Source organism: Stenotrophomonas sp. 22LJNL06-5-1 (assembly GCF_056861455.1).
This window is the reverse complement of sequence record NZ_JBSPUE010000001.1, coordinates 259880-284388: the sequence shown is the minus strand read 5'-3', so window position 1 is coordinate 284388 and position 24509 is coordinate 259880. Positions and strand designations below refer to the sequence as shown.

At 66.3% G+C, this 24509-nt stretch carries 22 protein-coding genes; 8 read left to right on the top strand and 14 right to left on the bottom strand.

Going from position 1 to position 24509, the window contains the following annotated elements; all coding sequences use genetic code 11:
• Positions 1 to 44: 44 nt before the first annotated feature.
• Together AC13GF_RS01280 and AC13GF_RS01275 are read left to right on the top strand one after the other, a co-directional pair.
• Positions 45 to 284 carry a hypothetical protein gene (locus tag AC13GF_RS01280; protein WP_126928318.1) on the top strand — a complete coding sequence of 80 codons (240 nt, stop codon included), beginning with the start codon at positions 45 to 47 and terminating at the stop codon, positions 282 to 284.
• Between the two features lie 9 nt (positions 285 to 293).
• Positions 294 to 701 (top strand): RNA-binding S4 domain-containing protein, encoded by a 408-nt coding sequence (locus AC13GF_RS01275; RefSeq protein ID WP_483002866.1) that lies wholly within the window; start codon positions 294 to 296, stop codon positions 699 to 701.
• An 87-nt stretch (positions 702 to 788) separates the two neighbouring features.
• Here the strand turns inward: AC13GF_RS01275 and AC13GF_RS01270 are convergent, their stop codons facing one another.
• The 4 genes from AC13GF_RS01270 to mutS all read right to left on the bottom strand — a co-directional run bounded on the left by AC13GF_RS01270 (position 789) and on the right by mutS (position 8685).
• Positions 789 to 3479 (bottom strand): P-loop NTPase fold protein, encoded by a 2691-nt coding sequence (locus tag AC13GF_RS01270; protein ID WP_483002865.1) that lies wholly within the window; start codon positions 3477 to 3479, stop codon positions 789 to 791.
• Positions 3480 to 3579: 100 nt separating this feature from the next.
• Positions 3580 to 4182 (bottom strand): DUF937 domain-containing protein, encoded by a 603-nt coding sequence (locus AC13GF_RS01265; RefSeq protein WP_483002863.1) that lies wholly within the window; start codon positions 4180 to 4182, stop codon positions 3580 to 3582.
• A 108-nt stretch (positions 4183 to 4290) separates the two neighbouring features.
• On the bottom strand, positions 4291 to 5934 hold the full coding sequence (locus tag AC13GF_RS01260; RefSeq protein WP_483002862.1) for a catalase: 1644 nt from the start codon (positions 5932 to 5934) through the stop codon (positions 4291 to 4293).
• Between the two features lie 195 nt (positions 5935 to 6129).
• Positions 6130 to 8685 carry a DNA mismatch repair protein MutS gene (mutS, locus tag AC13GF_RS01255; RefSeq protein ID WP_483003687.1) on the bottom strand — a complete coding sequence of 852 codons (2556 nt, stop codon included), beginning with the start codon at positions 8683 to 8685 and terminating at the stop codon, positions 6130 to 6132.
• Positions 8686 to 9024: 339 nt separating this feature from the next.
• Between mutS and AC13GF_RS01250 the strand changes: the two genes are divergently transcribed.
• A complete protein-coding gene (locus tag AC13GF_RS01250) occupies positions 9025 to 10302 on the top strand; it encodes an O-antigen ligase family protein (RefSeq protein WP_483002860.1) in 1278 nt (425 codons plus the stop codon).
• Entirely contained in the window at positions 10302 to 11294 is a 993-nt protein-coding gene (locus tag AC13GF_RS01245; protein WP_483002858.1) for a glycosyltransferase, read from the top strand. Before AC13GF_RS01250 ends, AC13GF_RS01245 begins: the two co-directional genes overlap by 1 nt.
• A gap of 29 nt (positions 11295 to 11323) precedes the next feature.
• Here AC13GF_RS01245 and AC13GF_RS01240 read toward each other — a convergent pair whose 3' ends face one another.
• Positions 11324 to 11716 carry a barstar family protein gene (locus AC13GF_RS01240; RefSeq protein WP_483002856.1) on the bottom strand — a complete coding sequence of 131 codons (393 nt, stop codon included), beginning with the start codon at positions 11714 to 11716 and terminating at the stop codon, positions 11324 to 11326.
• Between the two features lie 279 nt (positions 11717 to 11995).
• Between AC13GF_RS01240 and AC13GF_RS01235 the strand changes: the two genes are divergently transcribed.
• Entirely contained in the window at positions 11996 to 14218 is a 2223-nt protein-coding gene (locus AC13GF_RS01235) for a methyl-accepting chemotaxis protein (protein WP_483002854.1), read from the top strand.
• Positions 14219 to 14384: 166 nt separating this feature from the next.
• Entirely contained in the window at positions 14385 to 14753 is a 369-nt protein-coding gene (locus tag AC13GF_RS01230) for a glycine zipper 2TM domain-containing protein (RefSeq protein ID WP_032127541.1), read from the top strand.
• A 127-nt stretch (positions 14754 to 14880) separates the two neighbouring features.
• On the opposite strand, the gene AC13GF_RS01225 is transcribed toward AC13GF_RS01230, so the two are convergent.
• The 5 genes from AC13GF_RS01225 to AC13GF_RS01205 all read right to left on the bottom strand — a co-directional run bounded on the left by AC13GF_RS01225 (position 14881) and on the right by AC13GF_RS01205 (position 20561).
• Positions 14881 to 16008: an ABC transporter permease gene (locus tag AC13GF_RS01225; RefSeq protein ID WP_483002852.1), complete on the bottom strand. Its 1128-nt coding sequence runs from the start codon at positions 16006 to 16008 to the stop codon at positions 14881 to 14883.
• Positions 16005 to 17192, bottom strand: a complete 1188-nt coding sequence (locus AC13GF_RS01220) for an ABC transporter permease (RefSeq protein ID WP_483002851.1) — start codon at positions 17190 to 17192, stop codon at positions 16005 to 16007. The genes AC13GF_RS01225 and AC13GF_RS01220 overlap by 4 nt, the downstream gene beginning before the upstream one ends.
• The gene (locus AC13GF_RS01215) at positions 17177 to 18190 is read right to left on the bottom strand and encodes an HlyD family secretion protein (protein ID WP_483002850.1); all 1014 of its coding nucleotides are present in this window, start codon (positions 18188 to 18190) and stop codon (positions 17177 to 17179) included. Before AC13GF_RS01215 ends, AC13GF_RS01220 begins: the two co-directional genes overlap by 16 nt.
• A complete protein-coding gene (locus tag AC13GF_RS01210) occupies positions 18183 to 19589 on the bottom strand; it encodes a TolC family protein (RefSeq protein ID WP_483002848.1) in 1407 nt (468 codons plus the stop codon). Before AC13GF_RS01210 ends, AC13GF_RS01215 begins: the two co-directional genes overlap by 8 nt.
• Before the next feature lie 78 nt (positions 19590 to 19667).
• Positions 19668 to 20561 (bottom strand): LysR family transcriptional regulator ArgP, encoded by an 894-nt coding sequence (locus AC13GF_RS01205; protein ID WP_483002847.1) that lies wholly within the window; start codon positions 20559 to 20561, stop codon positions 19668 to 19670.
• Between the two features lie 104 nt (positions 20562 to 20665).
• Between AC13GF_RS01205 and AC13GF_RS01200 the strand changes: the two genes are divergently transcribed.
• Both AC13GF_RS01200 and AC13GF_RS01195 read left to right on the top strand, forming a co-directional pair.
• Positions 20666 to 21286 (top strand): LysE/ArgO family amino acid transporter, encoded by a 621-nt coding sequence (locus tag AC13GF_RS01200; protein WP_483002846.1) that lies wholly within the window; start codon positions 20666 to 20668, stop codon positions 21284 to 21286.
• A 175-nt stretch (positions 21287 to 21461) separates the two neighbouring features.
• Positions 21462 to 22130, top strand: coding sequence for a hypothetical protein (locus tag AC13GF_RS01195; RefSeq protein WP_483002844.1), 669 nt, complete (start codon positions 21462 to 21464; stop codon positions 22128 to 22130).
• On the opposite strand, the gene map is transcribed toward AC13GF_RS01195, so the two are convergent.
• From map to AC13GF_RS01175, 4 genes are all read right to left on the bottom strand, one after another.
• Positions 22127 to 22909, bottom strand: a complete 783-nt coding sequence (gene map / locus AC13GF_RS01190) for a type I methionyl aminopeptidase (RefSeq protein ID WP_483003685.1) — start codon at positions 22907 to 22909, stop codon at positions 22127 to 22129. The two genes, AC13GF_RS01195 and map, sit on opposite strands and share 4 nt — an antisense overlap.
• Before the next feature lie 10 nt (positions 22910 to 22919).
• Positions 22920 to 23132, bottom strand: coding sequence for a ParD-like family protein (locus tag AC13GF_RS01185; protein WP_012510456.1), 213 nt, complete (start codon positions 23130 to 23132; stop codon positions 22920 to 22922).
• 68 nt (positions 23133 to 23200) lie between these two features.
• Positions 23201 to 23560, bottom strand: a complete 360-nt coding sequence (locus tag AC13GF_RS01180; RefSeq protein WP_483002843.1) for a bleomycin resistance protein — start codon at positions 23558 to 23560, stop codon at positions 23201 to 23203.
• Positions 23561 to 23624: 64 nt separating this feature from the next.
• Positions 23625 to 24509 carry a hypothetical protein gene (locus AC13GF_RS01175; protein WP_483002842.1) on the bottom strand — a complete coding sequence of 295 codons (885 nt, stop codon included), beginning with the start codon at positions 24507 to 24509 and terminating at the stop codon, positions 23625 to 23627.

Below are 24509 nucleotides of genomic sequence, written 5' to 3'. Positions count from 1 at the left end.
CGGGAGGCGCACACTAGCACCAAGCCGGTTTGCAGGATGTGGCAATGCATCAACGACTGCAGGTGAAATGGAGCATGGCGCTGGCCTTGATCGGTGCCGCACTGGCCGCATGTTCGACAGGTGACCGGCTGGGCGATACCCAGGTGCGGCCAACCGACCGCCCCGAGTGCCTGGTCGGCAGCCAGCGCCAGGATCTTTCCGCCGGCGTACCTACCCTGATCGGGGGCAGCGGCTGCCGCACCGACCCCGACAACCCGCGTCCCCTGAACAAGCGAACGGAGTAGTCCCTGCCGATGACCGAGCTTTCCCCGCTGTCGCCCAGTGTCCGTCTGGACATCTGGCTGTGGGCGGCCCGTTTCTTCAAGACCCGCAGCCTGGCCAAGCAGGCCATCGAAACCGGCAAGGTCAGCGTCGCCGGGCAGCGCCCGAAATCCTCGCGCGCGGTGCGTGTTGGCGAGCAGCTGCAGGTCGACCGCGGCGAGGAGCATTTCGAGGTCCGGGTGCTTGGCCTGAGCGACCAGCGCGGGCCGGCGCCGACAGCACAGCAGCTGTATGCCGAAAGCGAGGCCTCCAAGGCGCGCCGTGCCGAGCAGCGGGCGCTGCGCATTGCCGCGCGCGATGGCTTCCAGCCGCCGGAGCACAAGCCGGACAAGCGCGCACGGCGCTTGATCCGTGCACTGGGCGATATCGACGCGTTGTGATGCGGTCCGGTCTCGCTAATGGCGAGACCGGCTGCTTGACGGCGGACGGCAGCCTGGCGAGCGTTGCCGGAATGCCGCAGCGGCTGTTCAGTCGGTGCGGGACTGATCGAAATGAGCGACAACGCCGCGCAGCAGGCCAGCGGCCTGCAGCGTTGAGTCCGTTGAAATCGCCTTCCGCCACAGCTCGATCCGTTCCATGCTTTCTGCCATGGAGACCAGGTCATCAAGAATGGCCGACGGGACGTCCTGGCCGTCCAGCAGCCTGATCAATCGTGTTCGCGGCGATTCGAGCAATTCGAGCAACTCGAGCGACGCGGCGTCGATGCTCGCCTTGGCCGCTGGCTTCACAGCATCGTCCAGCGGATCGATCAGCATCCACAGATACTCTGTGGTCAGCAGACGGAATTCCTCGGACGCCGGATCCAGTTTGCTCCAGGCGGAAAGCAGGAGGTGGTGGCTGCAGAGCTGGGTACGCGCCGACTGGGCCAGCTCCCCGCGATCGGTGTTTTCGAACAAGTTGTTGAGTACAAACAGGCTGTGGTGCAGGGGCAGCGTGGCCTCGGCTTCGATGTCATCCAGCACCCGGTGGCTACCCCGTTGGAAGATGCGGGCGGCTGCATCCGCTTCGAGCTGCGTCGACAGTACTTCCCAGGCCAGGCCAAGATCCCCGACGCTGTAGTCAGCGACCTTGAGCAGTGCCATCTCCAGCCGGCCCCCCTCCGGCTTGGGATGCATGCGGACCAGGTTGTCCAGAAGCAGTGTTTCCCGCGTGCTGCAGGCAATGCCGGCAAACATCTCCGCATTGGAGGGCAGCCGGATCTCGACGAGAACGGCTTTTGCCAGGTCCGCATCGAATGCCTCTGACACCCGGTCCAGCAGGGCATTGATGAACTCGGCCCAGGCGCGGCCGATGCCGATGCCACCATACTTGGAGTTCACGCCCGCCTCGCTTACCAGGGCGGCCAGCCCACGTCCCAGCGACGTCGCCAGTTCCCTGCTGCAGATGCGCAGCAAATCGAATGTACCCTGCAGCGTGGTGAGATGTCCGGCATCCACATCGGACACACTCGGGATGAACTTCACCAGCAGTGCCAGTGATGCCTGCACATCCCTGTTGCCGGCATCCAGCCGGGAGATTCTCGAGGCGATGCTGGAAAAATCGCTCGCGCGAATCGGGCGAAGGCCCAAGGTCCTCACCGTCATTTCAAGGTGATGAGAGAACCCGGATCGTGAGCTCAGCTCCAGCAGGCGCTGCGCATCATCGCCGGGGGCGGACAAGGCGGCCAGGATCAGGTCGGGCAGCAGGATCTGCGTTGCGTGGGCGACCGGAACGTTGAACCACAGGGCGGCCAGGTGCTCCTGCAGATGCTCATCGTCGGCCAGTTTGACCAGCGCCGGCTCCAGGCCCTCCGGGCGCCCGTGCATCGTCTCGAGCAGCCTTGGCGAGTGGCGGGTGGCGACGAACAATGCAGCGGTCTGCAGCGGAATTTCCTCCCACCACTGGTCGGTGATCGAGGTCAGGTCGTTGATGAACGAGATGATCCGTCGTGGCGTCTGCGCTTGGTCAGGATCGGCAGCGGCGAACATCCTGTAGACCTGGTCGCACGCGAGTGCATTGGTGCCTTCCGGCAGCGCCTTGCGGAGCTGGCAGGAAAAGAACTCCGAAGCATCGGACAGGACCGGCGCTGAAACCACGAACGACACATCAAAGGTCTTTCGCAGCAGGTCCGCCTGCTCTTGGTGGCTGCCGCCACCCCGCGATCCGTGCATGGCGGAAAGCACATGACCGCGATCATAGGGGATCACGATCAGCAGATTTCCAGTCGATGGACTGCGCGATTCGAAGGAATCCACCGTGATCGAATGGATGTCCGCCCAGGCGGCCGGGATGCGCGAGGGCGGCAGCCGGTCCACATTGTCCAGGACAATGACCAGCCGGCGATCATCGTTCTGGAATTCAGATGAAATGTTGGCAAGCAGCTTCCTGAAGCCATGCTGCGTGGAATCATGCTCATTGATCTTCTGCTCGACATCGGTGCTGGCGGCATCCTTGTCAAACAGCCGGATCGCGCTGGACAGGGCATAGGTCAGTCTGTGGCTGAACCCTCTGACGTCCTCGGGTGCATCGGCATAGGCGCGCTTGACATGGATCGCACCGGCACTGAGTACCGTGGCCAGAATCGCCATCGACGAGAAGATGTGCAGTGGCGACGGATCAGCGGCACGCAGCTGCGACAATGCCAGGCCGGAGTAGACAATCGGCAGCAGCGGCAGGCTCAGCAGGGCGACCAGGCCAAAACCACTGAACAGCTTCCGGTTGCTGGTATGCGTGCGTACTTTCCTGGCGGAGACGTTGTCTGCCAGTTCGCGGCAGAAGGGCTTGAGCGTTTCATCCTGCTCCTGCATCCAGATCAGCAGGCTTTCGGTGAACGTGGCGCGGAAGCCTGTCGATTGATTGGCCCACAAGTCGTAATTGAAGAACCGGAACCTGCCTGCGGCACGCCGGTCCAACTCGGCTGCGGCCAGCTGCACAAGGGTGGACTTGCCCGAACCCCAGGGCCCTTCGATTCCGATGGTCGCGGAGCGCACCTGCAGCTGTTCAAGCGTGTTGGCCAGGGCGCGTGCGGTTCTGGCGTGACCGCCGCCGGAAAACTGGTCGCTGTCGGACGGAATGTCGAACAGCACCGTGCGTCTGCGACCGATCATGAGCGTTTCACTTCCCTTGTGATAGGCCACACACGCTAGCAGGCGGGCAGGGCCATCAACAATGGCCCTCATGCCCACGGCAACCGGCCCCACGCGCGGCCAGGGCCGTGCGCGGTGATATCGACGCGTTGTAAGCAACCGGGCGCCGGACCGGGTCCGGCGCCCGCATGCCTCAGCGCTTGCCGCCCAGCAGGCTGCCGCCGATCTTCAGCAGATCGCCCACACCGAGCTGGCCATCACCGTCCTGGTCCAGCAGGCTGCCGAGCAGGCCACCGGCAAGACCGCCCTGTTGCTGCACCTGCTGCTTCTCCTGGCCGAGGGCCTGGCTGAGCGAGCCGGCATCGGCCTGGCCGCCACCGAGGCGCTGGGCAAGGAAGGCCATCACGATCGGGGCAAGGATCTGCAGCAGCTGGCTGGTGCGGCCGCTGTCGAGCTGTGTGGCCTGGGACAGGCCGGTTTCCACCTTCTGCTGGCTGCCGCCGAAGATGTGGCCGAGGATGCCGGCGCCGTCGCTGGCGGCACCACCGCCACCACCGCCCAGTACCGAGCCGAGCACGCTGCCCAGGTCCAGGCCGCTGTGATTGTTCTGCAATGCGCCGAGCAGCGCCTGCGCGCCCTGCGGCTGCGAGGCGTTGTTGCCCAGCGCGCCCATCAGCACCGGCAGCGCGGCACAGATCGCGCCGGAGGCCTGGGTATCGCTGATGCCGAGCTGCTGCGACACCTGCTGCAGCGGGGCGCCCTGCAGTTTGGCGAGAAGTTCATCGGTCAGGCTCATCTGCGGAATCCTTGATTGGGGTTGGGCGTGCAGAAGGTACGACGCGGACCGTTAAAACGGCGACGCCGCCTCACAGGGAGGCGGCGTGCCGTACACGGGGGAGGGCGATCAGAGCTCGATGTCCTCGGCGCCCGGGGTCGCGGTGGGGAAGTCCGCTTCCGGCTGCGCCGGCTTGAACGGATCCGACGGCTGGCTGGCCAGCGCCTTCAGCGCCGCGGCAATGCCGGCACCGTAGGCCGGGTCGGCCTTGCTGCAGTTGTCGATGTGGCGCTGCTTGATGAAGTCCGGTGCATCGCCCAGGGCGCGGGCGGTGTTGGCGAACAGGCGGTCCTTCTGTGCCTGGTTGTAGCTGCGGAACAGGGCACCGGGCTGGCTGAAGTAGTCGGCGTCGTCCTCACGGAAATTCCAGAAGTCGGCGTCGCCGCGGATCTTCATCGGCGGCTCACGGTACTGCGGCTGTTCCTGCCACTGGCCGTAGCTGTTCGGCTCGTAGTGCGGCAGGCCGCCGTAGTTGCCGTCCACGCGCATCGCACCGTCGCGGTGGTTGCTGTGCACCGGGCAGCGCGCGGCGTTCACCGGAATCTGGTGGTGGTTCACGCCCAGGCGGTAGCGCTGCGCATCGGAATAGGCGAACAGGCGTGCCTGCAGCATCTTGTCCGGCGACGGGCCGATGCCCGGCACCAGGTTGCTCGGTGCGAACGCGGACTGCTCAACGTCCTGGTACCAGTTGACCGGATTGCGGTTCAGTTCGAACTGGCCCACTTCGATCAGCGGGTAGTCGCTCTTCGGCCACACCTTGGTCAGGTCGAACGGATGCACGCGGTAGGTTTCCGCCTCCAGCTCCGGCATGACCTGGATGAACAGCTTCCACTTCGGGAAGTCGCCCTTCTCGATCGCGGCGAACAGGTCGCGGCCGTGGCTTTCGCGGTCATGGCCGACCAGGATCTGCGCCTGCGCGTCGGTCAGCGATTCGATGCCCTGCTGGCTGACGAAGTGGAACTTCACCCAGAAGCGTTCGCCGTCGGCGTTGGTGAAGCTGTAGGTGTGCGAGCCGAAACCGTGCATGTGGCGGAAGCTGCGCGGAATGCCGCGGTCGCTCATCACCACGGTCACCTGCATCAGGGCTTCGGGCAGCAGCGTCCAGAAATCCCAGTTGTTGCGCGCGCTGCGCAGGTTGGTGTGCGGGTCGCGCTTGACCGCCTTGTTGAGGTCACCGAACTTGCGCGGGTCGCGCAGGAAGAACACCGGCGTGTTGTTGCCGACCAGGTCCCAGTTGCCTTCCTCGGTGTAGAACTTCAGCGCGAAGCCGCGGATGTCACGCTCGGCGTCGGCGGCGCCACGCTCGCCGGCCACCGTGGTGAAGCGGGCGAACATCTCGGTCTGCTTGCCGATTTTTTCGAACAGCTTGGCGCGGGTGTACTTGCTGATGTCGTGGGTGACGGTGAAGGTGCCGTAGGCGCCCGAACCCTTGGCGTGCATGCGGCGTTCGGGAATGATCTCGCGGTTGAAGTTGGCCAGCTTCTCCAGCAGCCACACGTCTTCCATCAGCAGCGGGCCACGCGGACCGGCGGTCTTGCTGTTCTGGTTGTCCACCACCGGCGCGCCGAAGGCCGTGGTCATCGGGGTGACCGGATCGTCGCCGTGCTTCTGCTTGGGCGTGGTGCTCAGCTCGCGCTGCTGCTCGGCGCCCTGCTCCGGCGACGGGGCGCTGTGATACGGGCACTTGGCGTTGTTGTTGTCGGACTGGCTCATCGGCTGGCTCCTGGTGGCGGTGAAGACGTGGGAGAAACATCTTCACTCGACTTTAGCTATGGCCAGATGAAATGAATAATCGAATGATCCATTCAGGTTGATAGATTCTGTCAATTGAAACGCAGAATAGGATTTGCAGAGTCTTTCAACGGGCCTCCCGCAAGGTGGGCGGGAGGCCATGGGCGTGCGCCGCGGTTACAGCAGCGCCTTCAACCGGTACAGGGCTTCCAGCGCCTGCTTCGGCGTCAGTTCGTCCGGGTCGATTGCCGCCAGCGCGTCCTGCGCCTTGCTCGACGGTGCCGCGAACAGGCCGAACTGCTGCGGTGCATCCAACGCCTGCGGCGCCAACTCGGCGGCATGGCTTTCACCGCCACGCTGCTCCAGCTCGGCCAGGCGACGGCGTGCCTGCGCTACGGTGGCGCGCGGCAAGCCGGCCAGTGCCGCCACCTGCAGGCCGAAGCTGCGGTTGGCGGGGCCATCCTTCACCGCGTGCATGAACACCAGCGCCTCACCGTGCTCGACCGCGTCCAGGTGCACATTGGCGATGCCGCTGCGGCCACCCTCGTGCTGCTCGTCGGCCAGCGCGGTCAGCTCGAAGTAGTGGGTGGCGAACAGCGTGTAGCAGCGGTTCTGGTAGGCCAGGTGACGGGCCACCGCGTCGGCCAGGGCCAGGCCATCGTAGGTGGAGGTGCCACGGCCGATCTCATCCATCAGCACCAGCGAATGCGCGGTAGCGTGATGCAGGATGTAGCTGGTCTCGGCCATTTCGACCATGAAGGTCGATTGCCCGCGGGCGAGGTCGTCACCGGCGCCGATGCGGGTCAGGATGCGGTCGATCGGGCCGATCAGCGCACGGCTGGCCGGCACGAAGCTGCCGATGTGGGCCAGCAGCACGATCAGCGCGTTCTGCCGCATGTAGGTCGATTTACCGCCCATGTTCGGGCCGGTGATGACCAGCATGCGACGGTCCAGATGCAGGTCCAGATCATTGGGTTCGAACGGCTGCTCGCGTACCGCCTCGACCACTGGGTGGCGGCCGCGCTCGATCTTCAGGCACGGCTCGGCCTGCAGTTCCGGGCGCGCCCAGTCCAGCGCCTGCGCGCGTTCGGCGAAGGCCGCCAGCACATCCAGTTCGCTCAGCGCGGCGGCACACTGCTTCAGCGGTTCCAGCTGCCCGCCAAGGGTATCCAGCAGCTGCTCGTACAGGTACTTCTCGCGCGACAGCGAACGGTCGCGCGCGGACAGCACCTTGTCCTCGAACGCCTTCAGTTCCTCGGTGATGTAGCGCTCGGCATTGGCCAGCGTCTGGCGGCGGGTGTAGTGCACCGGCGCGCGGTCGGACTGGCCCTTGCTGATTTCGATGTAGTAGCCGTGCACGCGGTTGTAGCCCACCTTCAGGGTGGCAATGCCGCTGCTTTCGCGCTCGCGCTGTTCCAGGTCGACCAGGAACTGGTCGGCGTGGGTGGACAGGCGGCGCAGCTCGTCCAGCTCTTCATCGAAGCCATCGGCCAGCACGCCGCCATCGCTCAGCTTCAGCGGCGGCATCTCGGCGATGGCGCTGGCCAGCAGCTGCGCGCATTCGTCGTGTTCGCCCAGCGCGGCATGCAGGGCCTGCAGGCGCGGTGAATCCAGCGGCGCCAGCACCTCGCGCACCGCCGGCAGCAGGCCCAGGCCATCGCGCAGGGTGGAGAAGTCGCGCGGGCGCGCCGAACGCAGTGCGACGCGGGTGAGGATGCGTTCCAGGTCGCCGAGGCGACGGAACTGTTCGCGGATGTCGGCGTCGCTGCCGCGATCGATCAGGGTTTCCACCGCATGGTGGCGCTGCACCAGCACTTCGCGCAGGCGCAGCGGGCGGTGCAGCCAGCGCCGCAGCAGGCGGCCGCCCATCGGCGTCACCGTGCTGTCGAGCACGCCCAGCAGGGTATTGCGGGTATCGCCGTCTACGCGCGTATCCAGTTCCAGGTGGCGACGGGTGGCGGCATTCATCGCGATCGCCTCGCCGGCGGTTTCCATCGCGATTGAGGTCAGGTGCGGCAGGCGCTGCTTCTGGGTTTCCTCGACATAGCCGAGCAGGGCGCCCGCGGCAGCGGTCGCGCGCGGCTTGTCATCGATGCCGAAGCCGCTCAGGTCGTGCAGCTTGAAGAAGTTCAACAGCTGGCGGCGGCCGCTGTCGGCGTCGAACAGCCACGGCGCACGGCGGCGCACGCCGGTGCGCTGGCGCAGGAACTCCGGCCAGTTCTCTTCGTCGGGCACCAACAACTCGGCAGGTTCCAAGCGCGCCAGTTCGGCTTCCAGCGCGTCGTCGGTTTCCACTTCGTTGACCAGGAAGCGGCCACCGGCCAGGTCGGCCCAGGCCAGGCCGTAGCCCTGCTTCGTGCGCGACAGCGCCATCAGCAGGGTGTCGCGGCGTTCATCCAGCAGTGCCTCGTCGGTGACGGTGCCCGGGGTGACGATGCGCACCACCTTGCGTTCGACCAGGCCCTTGGCCAGCGCCGGGTCGCCGATCTGCTCGCAGATCGCCACCGATTCGCCCAGCGCCACCAGCCGTGCCAGGTAGCCTTCATAGGCGTGCACCGGCACACCGGCCATCGGGATCGGCGCGCCGCCGGAGCTGCCGCGCTGGGTCAGGGTGATGTCGAGCAGGCGCGCCGCCTTGCGGGCGTCGTCATAGAACAGTTCGTAGAAGTCACCCATGCGGAAGAACAGCAGCAGGTCCGGGTAATCGGACTTGGCCGCGAAGAACTGCTTCATCAGCGGGGTGTGTTCCTTGGACGCCTTGGCGTTGCTGGTGTTGTCTTTTGTATCAGTCACTTGGGGCGTTTCGCGTCTTGGCAGGGCGTCGGGGCGTGGCCACGCGCAGGCATGGCCGGAGAGGTCATTAGTGTAGCGACCTGGGGCGGTCGATGATCCGCGGCACCCGCGCTGGGCCCGGGGGCTGTCCATGCGCCAACGCCTGCGCCCCTGCGCTGGCACTTTGGTTGATTTCCCCAGGGGCCCACGGTAGTGTCAGCCCCGGCGATTTCCGCCAAGCGGCCTCCATGGAAACCGGGGCGACTTATCCCCGGGCGGGCGTTGATGGAAAGAACAAGCATGACTGCAGCCTGCATGGCCGCCGAACCTCGTTACACCTGGCGTACCGTCCTGCTGAGCATCCTGGTCGCCATCGTTCCGCTTGCCGGCTCCGCACCCTATACCTTGCTGAAGGCGGTGCTGCTGCTGGCCCTGCTGGTCACCGGCGTGGTTCTGATCCGCCGCCAGCCCGATGTCCGCCTGCGCTACCGCATCGCCCGGTTCATCGTGATCGTCTGCTTCCTGCGCCTGGCCTATGCCTTCTACAGCATCCTCTGGCACGGGCTGCGCTGGAACGAGCTGGATCTGCCGGCGCAGACACTGCTCTACCTGGGTACCGCTGCCGTGTTCGCCACTGCGCTGGACTGGCGCCTGATCTGGAAGATCTTCGCCGTGTCCACCCTGGTCTTCGGCGGGTCGTGCATCGTGCAGCACCACGTGATGGGCCTTGAACGCGCGCACGGTTTCAGTGGCGGCGAATGGACGGCCATCGAGTTCACCATGGTGACGCTGTGCATGGCGTTGTTCTCGGTCATCCGGTTGATCCAGCCCAATGTGCATCCGGCCGAACGCTGGCTGCACGGCGTGGCCATCGCCGTCGGCGTCTACGGTTCGATCCTGGCGCAGAGCCGCGGGCCGATCCTGGCGTTCATTCCCGCCATGCTGATGGTGATTGCGGTGCACGTCCGGCGGACCCGGCGCTGGCGGGGGGCACTGGCCTTCGTCGGTGCCCTGGTCATTGGCGTGGTCGGCGCCACCTCGGTGCTGAACCACGAGGTGATCCAGCGCTTCGGTGAGGTCAGTGGCGAGATCTCCGGTTTCAACCAGGAAAACGAGGTCGGCTCGGTCCGTGAGCGCATCGCCATGTGGGGCGTGGCGGTCGACGCCTTCGCCGAGCATCCCGTGGCGGGGGTGGGCCTGAACCAGTTCGGTACCTATGCACGTGAGGGCATCGCCCGCGGCGAGGTGTCCGAGTCGATCTTCCGCTACAACCACCCGCACAACGAGTACCTGGAAGCGGCGGTGACCGGTGGCGTGCCGTTGCTGCTGATCATGCTGCTGGTCTTCATCCTGCCCGGCATTCATTTCGTGCGGCGCCTCGGCCACGCCGACGACATCACCGCGATGATCGCCACCGCCGGACTTGCCGTGGTCATCGTCTATGCGCTTTCGGCGTTCACGGACAACGTGTTCTACCGGGCGATGCCGCATTCGTTCTATTTCTACCTGGTGCTGGGCTTCATGCTGGCGACCGCCTTGCCGGCGCGCGATCTGCATCGGCCAGGGAGTCCGTCCTGATGGCGCATATCCATCTGCTGGCCGCCGACAACCAGCGTGGCCTGTCCCATGACATCCAGGTGATCGAGCGCTCGTTGCAGCAGCTCGGGCACACGGTGACGGTCAGTCGCCTGGACGCGGTGCGCAATGGGGGTGCCTGGAAACTGCGCGGGATGCGCCTGCGCAGACTGCTGGCCTCGTGGCTGAGCCTGGGGCGCACGCCGGCCCGGTTCGACATCAACATTTCGCTGGAACATGTCCGGCCGGCAAGCTTCGGACTGGCCGAGGTCAATCTTCTGATTCCGAATCCGGAATGGGTGTCCGCACGCAGCCTGCGGATCCTGCCGCGGTTCGATGCGTTGCTCACCAAGACCGAAGAAGCCACGCGCATCTTCAACGCGCTGGGCATGCGCGCGCTGGAAGTCGGTTTCTGCAGCCGTGACCGCTACGACCCGGCGGTGCCACGCAGGCCGCGCAGCTTCCTGCATGCGGCCGGTACCAGCCGCATGAAGGGGACGGCTGCACTCGTCAATGTCTGGAAGCGGCACCCTGAATGGCCCTTGCTGACCATCCTGCGCGGCGGCCCTTCGGACGAAGATGAGGGCGGTGCCGCGAACCTGCGGATCGTCCGCGAGCGGCTGCCCGACCAGGAGGTGCAGCGCCTGCAGAACGAACATGCGTTCCACCTGTGCCTGTCGCAGACCGAAGGCTGGGGCCATTACCTGGTGGAAGCGATGAGCTGCGGGGCGGTGGTGATCACCTGCGACGGCGCGCCGATGAATCAGATGATCGACGACAGCCGCGGCATCCTGGTTGCCGCGCACGAGGGTGAGCCCTGCCATCTGTCCAGGACCTGGCATGTGGATGAGAAGGCGCTGGAACAGGCCGTCGAGCGCGCGCTGGCGATGGATGAGGCCGAGTGGACCCGGCTGGGCGCCAATGCACGCGCATGGCACCTGGCCAGCGAAGTGGCGTTCCCGCGCCGTCTGGGCGAGGCCCTGGCCAAGGTCTGAGCGGATGGGGGCTGGTCGCTGCAGCGCGCTCAGCCAGGCACCAGGGTGATCTGCGGATGGCTGCCGAAGATCTCCATGACGATCTCGAAGTAGGTCTGTCCCTGGCCAAGCGCCAGTGCCGTCAACTGAGCGTGGATGGCCGGACCATTGAACCTGCCGCCCTGATCGAGTTTCGACTGCAGCCAGGCGCGCGTGGTCTCGCGGCCCAGTGCCTCGCGGCTGTGGGCGATGTCACGCCATACCACCGTGGCGGTGGCATGGCCGGCGAGAGCGCCGTAGCCACCGTGAAGCAGGTCATCAAGCGCGTCCAGGCTTGCGCCCAGCAGCCAGTCTTCGTCGGCCATGAACACGCGATTGATTTCCACGTAGAGGCTGGCGATGTCGTTGATGGACGCGCCTTCGATGTGCAGGATCCGTGTCATCTGCAGACTGTAGCCCGCCCGGGCGGCGCTTGTATCCGGCGCAGATAATCTAGGTCGCTTTGGATGGGGGGCGTGATTATGGTGTTAAACCTGCGTGATTTTCATCGGGCGCTGGCGTGTCAGCGGTATTCGATAATGATATGGCGCCATTATCCATCGCTGCATTTTCTGACTGCCTGCACAGTTCCATATATTTGGATCGGTCCATATATAAAGTCCCGTAAAGTTTCCCTCCGCTGCGCCGCCATCGAACGTACGGCCACGATCAAGGGAATTGAGATGCTTGCCTTACGTAATCTCCGTGTGGGATCCCGGCTTGGCGCCGGCTTCGGTCTGCTGCTGCTGTTCATCATGGCCATCGTTGGCCTGGTGCTGTATGGGAATCAGCTGAAATCCGCCCAGTTCGAGAAAGTGGTGGACGTCAACATGGTGAAGATGCGTTTGTTGAATGACATGCTTGATACCAACAACGCGGTGCTGATGCATCGCCGCCTGATGGTGATCAAGCAGGGTGACGAGTTCGACAAGGATTACCAGCGTGCCCAGGAGTTGTCGCGGACCTATGACGGTATCTGGGCCAAGTACATCAAGATTCCGCGTGACGCTACCGGCGATACCCTGGTCGCGCGCATCGAGGCGGCCCGCAAGGCCACCGATGCATCAACCCAGCAACTGCATGAGCGCATGAAGGCGGGGGATTTTGATGGGGCCGCGAAGGAGCTGCTGGCCGAGCACGGTCTGGCAACGGCCTGGAATGAATCCATTTCGGCCCTGCTGCGCCACCAGGAGACACTGACCGAACGCAGCCGCGAAGAGTACCGCGCAACCGAATCGTGGACCGGCACGCTGTCGATCGCGTTCGGAGCACTGAGCCTGTTGCTGGGGACGTTGGCGGCCTGGGCGATCACCCGCAGCCTGACCCGCCCGCTGGAAGGAGCGGTGAAGCTGGCCGACGGCATCGCCAGTGGACGCCTGGACAGCAGCATCGACGCCACCGGCAACGACGAGGTGACCCAGCTGCTGAAGTCGATGCAGCGCATGCAGGCACAGTTGCAGTCAGTGATGGCGGCACAGGGCGAGCTGGCCCGCCAGCACGATGCCGGCAGCCTCAGCTACCGCATGGACGAGAGCGCGTTCCCCGGCGACTACGGGCGCATGGTGCATGAGACCAATGCGCTGGTTGGATCGCACGTGCAGGTACAGAACCGGTTGATCGAAGTGATGAAGCACTACGCACGCGGCGATCTGTCGGTGGACATGGACCCGCTGCCCGGCGAGAAGGCGGCGATCACACAGGCGATGGACGAAACCAAGTCCAGCCTGTCGGCGATCAACAGCGAGATCCGCCGGTTGGCGACAGCGGCCGCGGCAGGCGACTTCAGCCTGCGTGGTGATGAAGATCGCTTCGCCTACGATTTCCGCGACATGGTGGCAGGGCTCAATCGCCTGATGCAGACCACCGACGAGAACCTGGTGCAGGTGTCGACCCTGCTGCAGGCCATCTCGCGCGGCGACCTGACCGTGCGCATGCAGGGTGATTTCCATGGCGTGTTCGCGCGCATGCGTGATGACTGCAATGCCACCGTCGATCAGCTCAAGCAGATCGTTGGCCGCATCCAGAGCAGTGCTTCCAGCATCAACCTGGCAGCGGGTGAAATCGCCTCGGGCAACACCGACCTGTCGCGGCGTACCGAACAGCAGGCGGCAAACCTGGAAGAGACCGCAGCGTCGATGGAGGAACTGACCTCCACCGTAAAGCAGAACGCCGAGCATGCGCGGCAGGCCAACCAGCTGGCCATCGGCGCGCATGGTGTCGCTTCGCAGGGCGGTGAGGTGGTCGGCCAGGTGGTCACCACGATGTCGGCCATCGAAGCCGCGTCGAAGAAGATCGCCGAGATCATCTCGGTCATCGATGGCATCGCCTTCCAGACCAATATCCTCGCGTTGAACGCGGCGGTCGAAGCTGCGCGTGCCGGGGAACAGGGCAGGGGCTTTGCCGTGGTGGCCAGCGAGGTGCGTACGCTGGCGCAGCGCTCGGCGGGCGCGGCCAAGGAGATCAAGGGCCTGATCGAGGATTCGGTCGGCAAGGTCGCCGACGGCTCGGCGCTGGTCCGCCAGGCCGGCACCACGATGGGCGAGATCGTGGCCTCGGTGCAGCGCGTGACCGACATCATGGCCGATATCTCTGCTGCCTCGCAGGAGCAGAGCTCGGGCATCGAACAGGTCAACCAGGCGGTGGTGCAGATGGATGAGACCACCCAGCAGAATGCCGCGCTGGTCGAAGAAGCCAGTGCTGCAGCGCGCTCGATGGAGGAGCAGGCCAACCTGCTGGCCGAGGCGGTTTCGGTGTTCCGCACGGGGGCGGTGACGGCCACCGCAGCGGTGCGCCCGGCGCTGGCAGCCGTGGCGGCATCGGTTGCGCCGGTACGCCGGCCCGCGCCGCTGTCGCCACGCATCGAACCAACATTGGCCGCCAACGCCGGTGGCTGGGAAGAGTTCTAGCAAGGCAGCACGCCGGTAGGGAGACGGCGCCCATCGCGACGGCTGGTCGCGATGGGCGCGGATTTTCTTCCTGAACGTGCGATGGCCAATGAAGTGGCGGACACGCGTATTTCACTTCCGGTTGCCAACCGCGGGAGGACACTTGCGTCATACCGGAACTCAGGAGATGGCCATGAAGACCTCGACCCGATTGCTTGTGCTGGGCACCCTGCTGGCGGCTTCGTCGGTGGCCGGCGCGCAGACCTATGGGCCGCGCGATGAGGGACGCAAGTTCAACGACGGCAGCCGCGTGGTCTGCAAGAACGTGGAAGTGCAGCGCAACTCGCGCGATCCGAACCGCATCACGGGTACCGCTACCGGCGCAGTGATCGGTGGCCTGCTCGGCAACCAGGTGGGCGGCGGCAACGGCAAGAAGCTTGCAACCGTGGCCGGTGCCGTGGCCGGCGGTGCGGCCGGCCGCCAGATCCAGGGCAACAGCCAGCAGAAGAACGGTGACCGCGTGGTCGAGCGCCGCTGCGAACGCGTCTACCGCTGATCGGTCGCTGCCGGACCCCGTTTCCCCTTCCACACTGCAGTACTCGAACGCCGGCCCCGCGCCGGCGTTCGTCGTTACGGAAAAAGGGGACGGAGGGGATTAAGTCGCAATTCCCCAAACCGGCCGTTTACGACTTAATCCCCTCCGTCCCCTTTTTCGCGAGGAGGCGCCAGGTGGCGAGGCTGCCGTAGAGCAGCAGCAGGGCGGTGAGGGTGATCAGTTCGTGGCCGACTTCGGCCAGGCTGGCGTCCATCTGGTTCAGGCGCACCATCAGGTTGATGCCGGAGGTGGTCGGCAACAGATGCGCCAGCCAGACCAGCGGTTGTGGCGTCATCACTGCCGGCCATGACAGGCTGGCCAGGAAGAACAGCGGGATCGAGGTGGCGATGATGTACTGGAAGGCGCGTTCGCGGGTGCGGAAGAAACTGCCGACGAACAGGCCAAAGGCCACCGTGGCGGCGATGAACAGGGTGCCGCCGAGCAGCTGACCCAGTGGGTTGCCGCCGCGTGGATAGTCCTGCACCCAAGCGGTGAAACCGGCGTAGTAGAACAGGCCGAACAGGCCAATCAAGCCGAAGCCCAGTGCCATGCCGGCCAGCGTGGGCAGGTCGAAGCGCAGGCGCCGGCCGAGCGCGAGGCGCCGTCCACCCAGCAGCACGCCGATGCCCATCAACAGCGTCTGGTGCACGATCAGCTCGGCCACGCCGGGCACGATGGCGCTGCCATAGCCTTCCTGGGTGTTGTACAGCGGGCGCTGCACCAGGGTGACCGGTGGTGCCTGCGGCGCGCCCATGAAGGCGGCCTGGCTGACCACCGCCTCACGCCCGAACGCACCGAGCGCATCGGCCACGCTGCCCAGCACCCAGCTGGCACGGCCCAGGTAGGCGCCGTTGCCGAGCAGCACCAATTTGGCCGGGTGGCCGCGCAGGATGTCGCGCTCCAGGTTTGCCGGAATCAGCACGATGCCCTCGGCGTGGCCGGCTTCCAGCTGCTGGCGCGCACTGTCGATGTCCGCCGGTTGCCCGGCCACGCGTGCAACCCGCAGTGCATCGAGCTTTCGCAGCAGCTCGCGGCTGGTCGCGCTGTGGTCTTCGTCCACCACCAGCACCGGCAGGTTGCCGGCCACCTGGTGGCGGTACGCGGCCGGGTAGAAGAAGGAATACAGGATCACCGCGCCGACCATCACCACGATCGCGTAGCGGTCGCACAGCACCGCCATCAGGGTCTGCCGCAGGCTGCGCCAGAGTGCGCTCATGCGTCAGCTCCTGCCGGTTGTGCGGCTTCGGGCGTACGCGCGAAGGCGATCAGGCGCAGGCCGCCAATGCCTCCTGCGACCACGGCCATCAGCAGCAATGTGGCCAACGGCCACACCGAAACCTGCAGCGGCGAACCGATGAACTGCTGCTGGGTCTGCAGCTTGATGTAGGCGCTGAGTGGCAGCAGCTGATGCCAGATGCGGGTGAACAGGGGGCCGTCCAGCACCGGGAAGGTGGCACTGGAAAACGCCAGTGCTGTGCCGATGGTGAGGCCGACCGCGGAAAGCGCAGTACCCATGTCGCGGGTGACGCCGACGAAGAACAGCGCGTAGGCGGCGGTGGCCAGATAGAACAGGGGCTGTGCGAGCAGCAGCAGGAGCACGCTGCCAGCCACACCATCGCCGCGCAGCCAGGCCAGGTAACCGATGCCGAGCGCGCCATACAGCGAGAACAGCAGGATGTGCGGCGCGACCTTGCCGGCAATCGCCGACCACGGCGTGCGGCCCAGCCAGGCGGGCAGGGTACCGTCGCGGATCTCGCGGCCGAGGCTGCCGGCCACCGCAAGCGCCAGCACCAGTGACAGCACCGCCGGGAAGATCAGTGGCAGCAGGAACAATTCGTAGCTGCGCGCCGGGTTGTAGAGGATGTCCGACTGCACCGCGATGGGCGCCGCGCGCAGCTTGGCCGGGCCGACCTGCAGGCCGATGCGCTCGCGCAGCAGGCGCGCGTTCCAGGCCGAGACCGCGTCGCCGATATCGCGCGACGCGGACTGGCCGGTGGTCATGTAGGTGGCGTTGTAATAGGCGAACACCGTGCCCTGGCGCCCGCGCAGCGCCTGCCGGGTCACGTCGCGCGGCACCAGCACGATGGCGAACACGTCCAGGCTGCGCAGCTGCGAACGCGCGTCTTCCATGTCCACGGGTTGGCTTGCGATGCGCACGCCGGGGCTGGCGTCGAGCATGCGTAACAGCAGGCGGCTGTCACTGCTGTGGTCGAGGTCGACCACGGCGATCGGGATGTCGCGCATCACCGAGGGCGTGAACATCCACGCCATTACCACCAGCATCAGCAGCGGCAGCACGGTGACCAGCATCAGATCCGCACGGTTGCCGCGCAGCGAACGAAGCTCGCGCCGCCAGGAGGCGGCGAAGCCGCCTTGGCCGGGGCTCAGTGCTGGGGCCATGCGAACAGCACGCTCATGCCGGGGCGGAAGCCCTCGATGCGGCGTACCGGGCGCACCCGCACCTCGAAGCTGCGGACGTCGTAGCCGGACGACTGGCGGGTGGTGCGCCAGGTCGCATAGTCGCCGGCCGGATTGATGAAGTAGACCTCGAACTCGCCGTCCAGGCCGAGTGCCGGCACGCTGCCCTGCAGCTTGCTGCCGACCTTCAGGCCCTGCATCTGCGATTCGCGCAGGTTCATCGCCACCCACATGCGATCGATGTCGACCAGGGTGAACACCGGGTAGCCGGCCGGCACCAGTTCGCCCGGGTCGGCCATGCGCTTGTTGATCTCCCCGGCCACCGGCGCGCGCCCTTCCACTTCGACACGCGCGGCGTTGACTTCGGCCACCGCGCCCTGTGCCTGCTGCACCTGGCCCTGCGCGGCACGCTTGTCCTGCTCGCGTGCACCGGCCAACGCCATGTCGTACTGCGCGCGGGCGGCACGGGCCAGTTCGCGCGAACTGGTGGCCTGGGCATGCGCTTCATCGCGCTTCTGCCGGGTCATTACTCCTTCGTTGAACAGGTTCTGCACGCGCTGGTAGGTGGCTTCGGCCAGCGTCGCACCGGATTCGGCCCGCTTCCAGTTCGCTTCGGCGGCGCGGATGTCCTCGCTGCGCGCGCCTTCGTCGGCCTTGTCGGCCACGGCCTGTGCGGCGGCCAGGGCGCCGTGCGCCTGCTGTTCCTTGGCGGCCACTTCGGGGCTGTCGAGCAGGAACAGCACCTGCCCGGGCTGCACGCGGTCGCCCTCGCGCACCTTCAGTTCGGCCACGCGCGCGGTGATCTTGGCGGCCACGTTGATGGTGTCCGCATCGGCCATGCCCTGGATCTGGTCGGCCGGGCTGCGCCAGGCCAGCCACAGGCCGAGCACGACCACGACCAGCAGCACCACTATCAGGATCGGGCCCAGGCGGCGCTTGGCCGGGGGCGTCGTCGCATCGTCGTGCAGCACATCACTCATGGTCGATCACCTCGTCCGCACGTCGCCGGAACTCTTCGAAACGGTCCATCTGCCCACTGACCTCCAGCAACTGTGCCAGCGCAATATCGTATTGGTAGGCGGCCTGCGCGCGCTCGACACGGGCTCCACCGAGGCCGAGCCGCGCGTCGATCACATCCAACGAGGTGGCCTGGCCTTCGCGGAACGCCAGCTCCTGCAGGCGCAGGTTTTCCTGTGCCTGGGCGATGCTGCTGTCGAGCAGCACGTACTGCTGGCGCGCGGTTTCCAGTTCGTTCCAGGCCTTGCGCACGCCCAGCGCGACCTGGTTCTCGGCCTCGCGCAGGCCGGCTTCGGCCTGTTCCTGCTGCGCACGCGCGGCGCTGATCTGCGCCGGCCGCGAGTTCGGCGACAGGAAGGTGTACTTCAGGCCGATGCCGAACGCCCAGTCCGGATCGGTCAGCATCTCGTCGCGGCGGCGGAAGTCGTACTGGCCGAAGGCGAAGATCTGCGGCTTCAGCTTGGCCTGCTGCACGCGCACGCCCTGTTCGGCCTGCGCCACCATCGCCCGCAGGCGTGCGATCTGCGGCTGGCGCGCCTGCGCCGTGCGCTCGAAGCTGGCCACCGGTTCCAGCGGCACGCGCTGCACGAACAGCGGCGACACCGGTTGTACCTCGCCACCACTGCGCAGCAGCGTGGCCAGCGCGGCCTTCAGCGTGGCCAGGTCGTTCACCGTCTTCTGGTATTCGCGTTCGGCCTTGTCGCGGGCCACGGTGGCCTGTAGGCGCTGCGCGCGGGTGGCGAAGCCCTCGCGTTCCAGCTTCTCTGCGTCGGACAGGTGGCGGTTGAGGCCATCGCGTACGTCGCGGCGCACATCCACTGCCTGCTCGGCCAGGCGCTGGCCGAAATAGGCCTGGGCCAGCTGCACGGTCAGCGATTGGCGTTGTGCTTCGCGCTCGGCGCTGGCCTGCTCGTGCGCGGCGCTGGCGGCACGTTGCGCGGCCGGAATCACGCCGCCGGTGTACAGCGGCAGCACCGCAGTCACCACCGGGCGGGTGCGCCAGTCGCGTTCGGTGAACGACAGCGGCGAGTCGATGCCATAGGCCTCGGCCACCGGTGCCAGCGAACCCAGTGGCAGCGTGAGGGTCTTCTGGAACTGCAGCCGGCGCACTTCGCCGGTGATCTCCGGCAGGCGCAGCAGGCGGGTGGCGTCCTGCAGGTCCTGCTTGTTGCGCACCGCTGCATCGGCGGCGGCCAGTGCATCGGAGACCTGTTCCAGGCGCTGCCGCGCCTGCTCCCAATCCAATGCCGGTGCATCGGTGAGAGGCTGCGCCGATGTGGCGAACGGCAGGCAGGCCGCCAGAGCCATGCTGGCCACGCCCATGGCGCTGCGCATCCTTGTCCGTCGGCGGCTCACGCGCATGCCGTTCCTGTGGTGAAGAAGTGGGCAAACGGTAGTGGTCGGCGTGTGAAGCCCGGGTCTGTGGTCATTGGATCGTCCTCAACGAAGGGTGCCGCTGGCCGCAGTGCGCAGCGCCTGGGTGATGTGCTGCAGCGTGCTTGAACGCACGGCGGCATGCTGCCAGTACAGCGGCACATCGAGCCAGCGGCGGGGTTCCAGTACCACCACGCGTCCGGCGCGTACAGCAGGCGCGACCAGCGTTTCCGGGGCCATGCCCCAGCCGAGTCCGCACGCGGCAGCTTCGACGAAACCGGTGGAGGAGGGCAGATAGTGTAACGGCGGTTGCAGCCGCGCGCGGGTAAGGCGCCGCACGAAGCGCCATTGCAGTTCATCCTTGCGGTTGAACACCAGCATCGGTGCGCGCGCCAAGGCTGCGGCCTGCATGCCATCGCTGAAGTACTGGCGGGCGAAGCCGGGGGAGGCGATGGCGTGGTAGCGCATCGCGCCGAGCGGGTGCACGTTGCAGCCCTTCACCGGCTGGCTTTCGGCGGTGACTGCCCCCAGCACACTGCCGTCGCGCAGCAGTTGCAGGGTGTGGTCCTGGTCGTCCATGCGCAGGTCGAACAGGTAGCCGTGACGTTGGTGCAGGTCCGCGATGGCGGGCACGAACCAGGTATCGAGCGAGTCGTCGTTGACCGCCAAGGGGATTGGCGTGCGCGCAGCGTCACTGCCGCGTTCGGGCAGCAGTTCGGCCACTGCCTCGGCCTCCAGCGCCTGCATCGGCCGTACCCGGCGCAGCAGTGCCTCACCGGCGGCGGTGGGCCGGCACGGTGCCTGGCGCACCACCAGCACCTGGCCAAGCCGGTCCTCCAGGGCCTTGATCCGTTGCGACAGTGCCGACGGGCTGATCGACAGCCGGCGTGCGGCGGCCTCGAAGCTGCCTTCTTCCAGCACTGCAGCAAATGCGGACAGTTGCGGATGTACCAGGTCCACGTCAGCCTCTTCAGTTTTTCTGCACAGGATAAAGAAAAATCAGATTGTCTTAACGCGTCCGTTGGCCGCACCCTGCGCATCCCTTCGCTGCCTGGCCTGTCCTGATGTGGATTGCCGCTACCGCCGCCGGCCTGTTCGCAGGTGCCGGCCTGATCATCGCCATCGGCGCGCAGAACGCCTTCGTGCTGCGCCAGGGCCTGCAGCAGCGCCATGTGGGGAGGGTAGTGCTGGCCTGCGCAGGGGCGGACATCGCGCTGATCCTTGCCGGCGTTGGCGGCATGGGCGCGCTGGTGCTGCAGTGGCCGCTGCTGCTTCAGGTGCTGCGTTTCGGTGGCGCGGCCTTCCTGCTCTGGTATGGCCTGCAGGCAGGGCTACGCGCGTGGCGAGGTGGCAGCGCGCTGGCCGCCGCCGAGGCGCAGGGCGGCAGTGGGCGCCAGGTACTGCTGACCTGCCTGGCTTTCACCCTGCTCAACCCGCACGTCTATCTGGATACGGTGGTGTTGCTGGGCAGCCTGTCCACGCGCTATCCGGGCGATCTGCGCTGGGCCTTTGCCGCCGGTGCCTGCCTCGCCAGTGTGGCCTGGTTCTGCACGTTGGGCTACGGCGCGCGCCTGTTGCAGCCGGTGTTCCGCAGGCCGAGCGCCTGGCGTGTGCTGGATGGAGGTGTGGCGGTCTTCATGTTCTGCCTGGCGACGTTGTTGCTGTTGCGTCCTCTATCGCCATGAGTGCGTGACGCACGCCGGTGTTGCGTGTGTGTTCCACCGATACGGTTCACGTGGCCGGATACAGCGCGGATAATGCGCGCCTGGTCGCGACCCCGCCGCGCATGCCGTCGTTCGGCAGCCCCCCGGTCGCCTGTGTTCTCGTTGTACGACCGCCACGGTGCGGCATCGGTGTTGCATGAAAGACAATCTACAGCTGCTCCTGTCCCACCTGGGGCGCACCTTCCTGTTCGGCCTGATGATGGCGCTTCCGCCTGCGTTGGCGTGGCTCGACATCCATTGGCTGGGCAATGCAGTCGGCGAGTGGTCGCTGGTCGAGCTGACCCAGGAAGGCTTCCTGGTCGCCAGCGTGGCTGCCTTCGTCCGGCTTGCATTGCGGCGTGCCGATGATCGGGCCTTTGCCGTTCTGGCGGCAGCGCTGTTCGCCTGCATGCTCCTGCGTGAGATGGATGAGGCCCTGGATCTGGTCGCACACGGCTTCTGGAAGTATCCGGTGGCCGTGCTGATCATTGGCTCACTGGCCTGGGCCAGCCGCGACTGGCGCCGGGCCATGCAGGCGCTGGTGCGTTTTCTCGTATCCCGGCCGGGTACCGTGATGACGATCGGCCTGGTCCTGCTGCTGTTCTATTCGCGCCTGATCGGCATGACGTCGTTGTGGACCGGACTGTTGGGTGACCAGTACATCCGTGTGTTCAAGAACACCATCGAGGAGACCACCGAGCTCCTTGGTTACACCTTCATTCTCGCAGCCAGCGTTGGCTATGCGGCACAGCGGGTGCGCGAGCCGCTGACGGCGCGGAAGCGCGCCGTGCGCGAGGGTGCCGGGATGCAGCAACGTCCGCTCTAGACGGCATCCATCGCGCACAACGGTGTCTCGCCGGGGCGCAGGGTCAGGACGCGCACACCATTGCGGGTGACTGCCACGGTGTGTTCGAACTGCGCCGACAGCTTGCCGTCGCGCGTGTAGACCGGCCATTCGTCCGGCTGCTGGCGGATGGCCGGCTTGCCCTGGTTGAGCATCGGCTCGATGGTGAACACCATGCCTTCTTCCAGCACCCTGCCGGTGTTGGGATGGCCGTAGTGCAGGATCTGTGGCTCCTCGTGCATCTCCTGGCCGATACCGTGGCCGCAGTATTCCTTCACCACGCTGTAGCCGTGGCTGCGCGCATGACGGGCGATGGCATGGCCGATATCGCCCAGGCGTGCACCGGGGCGCACCACAGCGATGCCTTTCCACATCGCCTGATAGGCGGTCTGCACCAGCCTGCGCGCGGCGTAGTCGACCTCACCCACTAGATAGGTGGTGCTGGAGTCGGCGATGTAGCCGTTCTTTTCCAGGGTGATATCGAGGTTGACGATCTGGCCGTTGCGCAGCACGTCGGTGGTGCTGGGAACGCCGTGGCAGATCACGTTGTCGATCGAAGTGTTGAGCACATACGGGAAGCCGTACTGGCCCTTGCTGGCCGGCCGCGCCTGCAGCTCATCGACGATCATGCGCTCGACGAAGTCGTTGATCTCCATCGTGCTTCGGCCCTGCAGCGGCAGCTGGTCGAGCGCGGCGAACACCTGCGCAAGCAGGCGCCCGGATTCGGCCATCAGCGCGATCTCGTCGGGGCGCTTGATGATGCCCATCGGCTCAGGCCTGACCCGGGGGCAGCAGCGGCGGCTGCACGCCGGCCGCGCGCAGCTCGCTGGCGACGATGTCCTGGAAGCTCAGCGTCGGGTTCAGCTCGCAGAGCATGCCGACCCGGATCCAGAAGTTGGCCTGGGCGTTGATCGAGCGGCTGGAGACGGTGCAGGCACGGCGAAGCTGGTCGTGCAGGGTGTCATCGATGTTGACGATGCCCATGGGCGGTCCTGGAAGTGTATATATACGAAGCGTATATGTTTCGTATATCCACCTCAAGCCCTTCCGATTCAGTCGGCATCGCTGGCAAAGCGAAGGCGGTTGCCGTCGGGGTCACGCAGCAGCATCTCCCGGCTGCCCCATTCGGTGTCATGCGGCGGCTGCTCGATGGGCACGCTGGCGGCACTGAAGGCGCGGTGCAGGGCGTCGACATCCTCGATGATGAAGTACACCGCGCCGCCGACCTCGCAGTCGCCACTGTGTTCGGTGAGGAAGATCGTCTGGCCGTCGCGGGTGAGCTGGGCGAACAGTGGGAAGCCGGGTTCGAAGCGGTGTTCCCAGTCGACCACGAAACCCAGCCCCTGCACGTAGAACGGCAGGGTGGTGTCTGCGTGGCGCATGCGCAGTTGCGGGATGACGGTCTGGGGCATGGCGAGGGCTCCGGGGGTAGGAGTCCAGTGTAGTGCCGGCCGCTGGCCGGCATGACCGGCGCGGTCAGCAGGCCGTCGGTATGGCGGCCATCGCGGCCAGCAGCTCGCGGTTCACCTGCTGGTGCCGTGCCTGCCAGACGGGAAGATCCTCGGCGCTGACGTCAGGCTGGCCATCCAGCGACGACAGCCAGCGCTTGAAACGGCTCTGGTAGTGGGCCAGCGACACTTCGCCGGTGATGTCACTGCCAACCAGACCGCCGGCGCGCAGTGCTTCGATCACCACCAGCGCGTCTTCCAGCTGGAAATGGCCTTGGTCCCAGTTGCTGCGGGCGACGTCTTCGGCGAACACATCCTTGTCGATCGACAGATAGGTCGGCTGCGGCGACTTGGCCTGCTCGGCGGCGAACGCGGCGACCAGTGCCTCCGGGTGCTCGAACCGCCGGAACGCGCGGCCCATGCCGAGGCGATGGCCCCAGCCCACGTCCACGTCCATGCACCAGTACGTCAGGCGCCCGCCCATCAGCGGCCGCCAGTGGTTTTCCCAGGCATGGCCGAGGCCGATGTCGCTGGAGGTGATGCCGAGCACGTGGATGTGTGAGACCTGCGGCAGCTTGCTGGCGGCGTTCACCCATGAACCGCAATGCATGCCGAACGGGAAACGCATGTTGTCCGGATGGTTGTCCAGCACTACCAGCTGGAAGGGCTGCTGCGGGCACATGCGCTGCAGCAGCGGCAGGCTGAGGTGATGGAAGTCGCCACTGCCCAGCATCACGGTGCCGAGCTGCGCGGGCAGCGGTGCCAGCACTTCGGCGGCGAAACGGTCCAGGGTGGCAGTGCTGCAGGCGAAGCGCAGTGGATCGTGCCACTGGGGCAGGGCCAGGGTCTGCGCCTGTGGCAGCGGCAGCACGCCACCGTCCAGGTCGAGGATCAGCGGGGAACGCAACGGCAT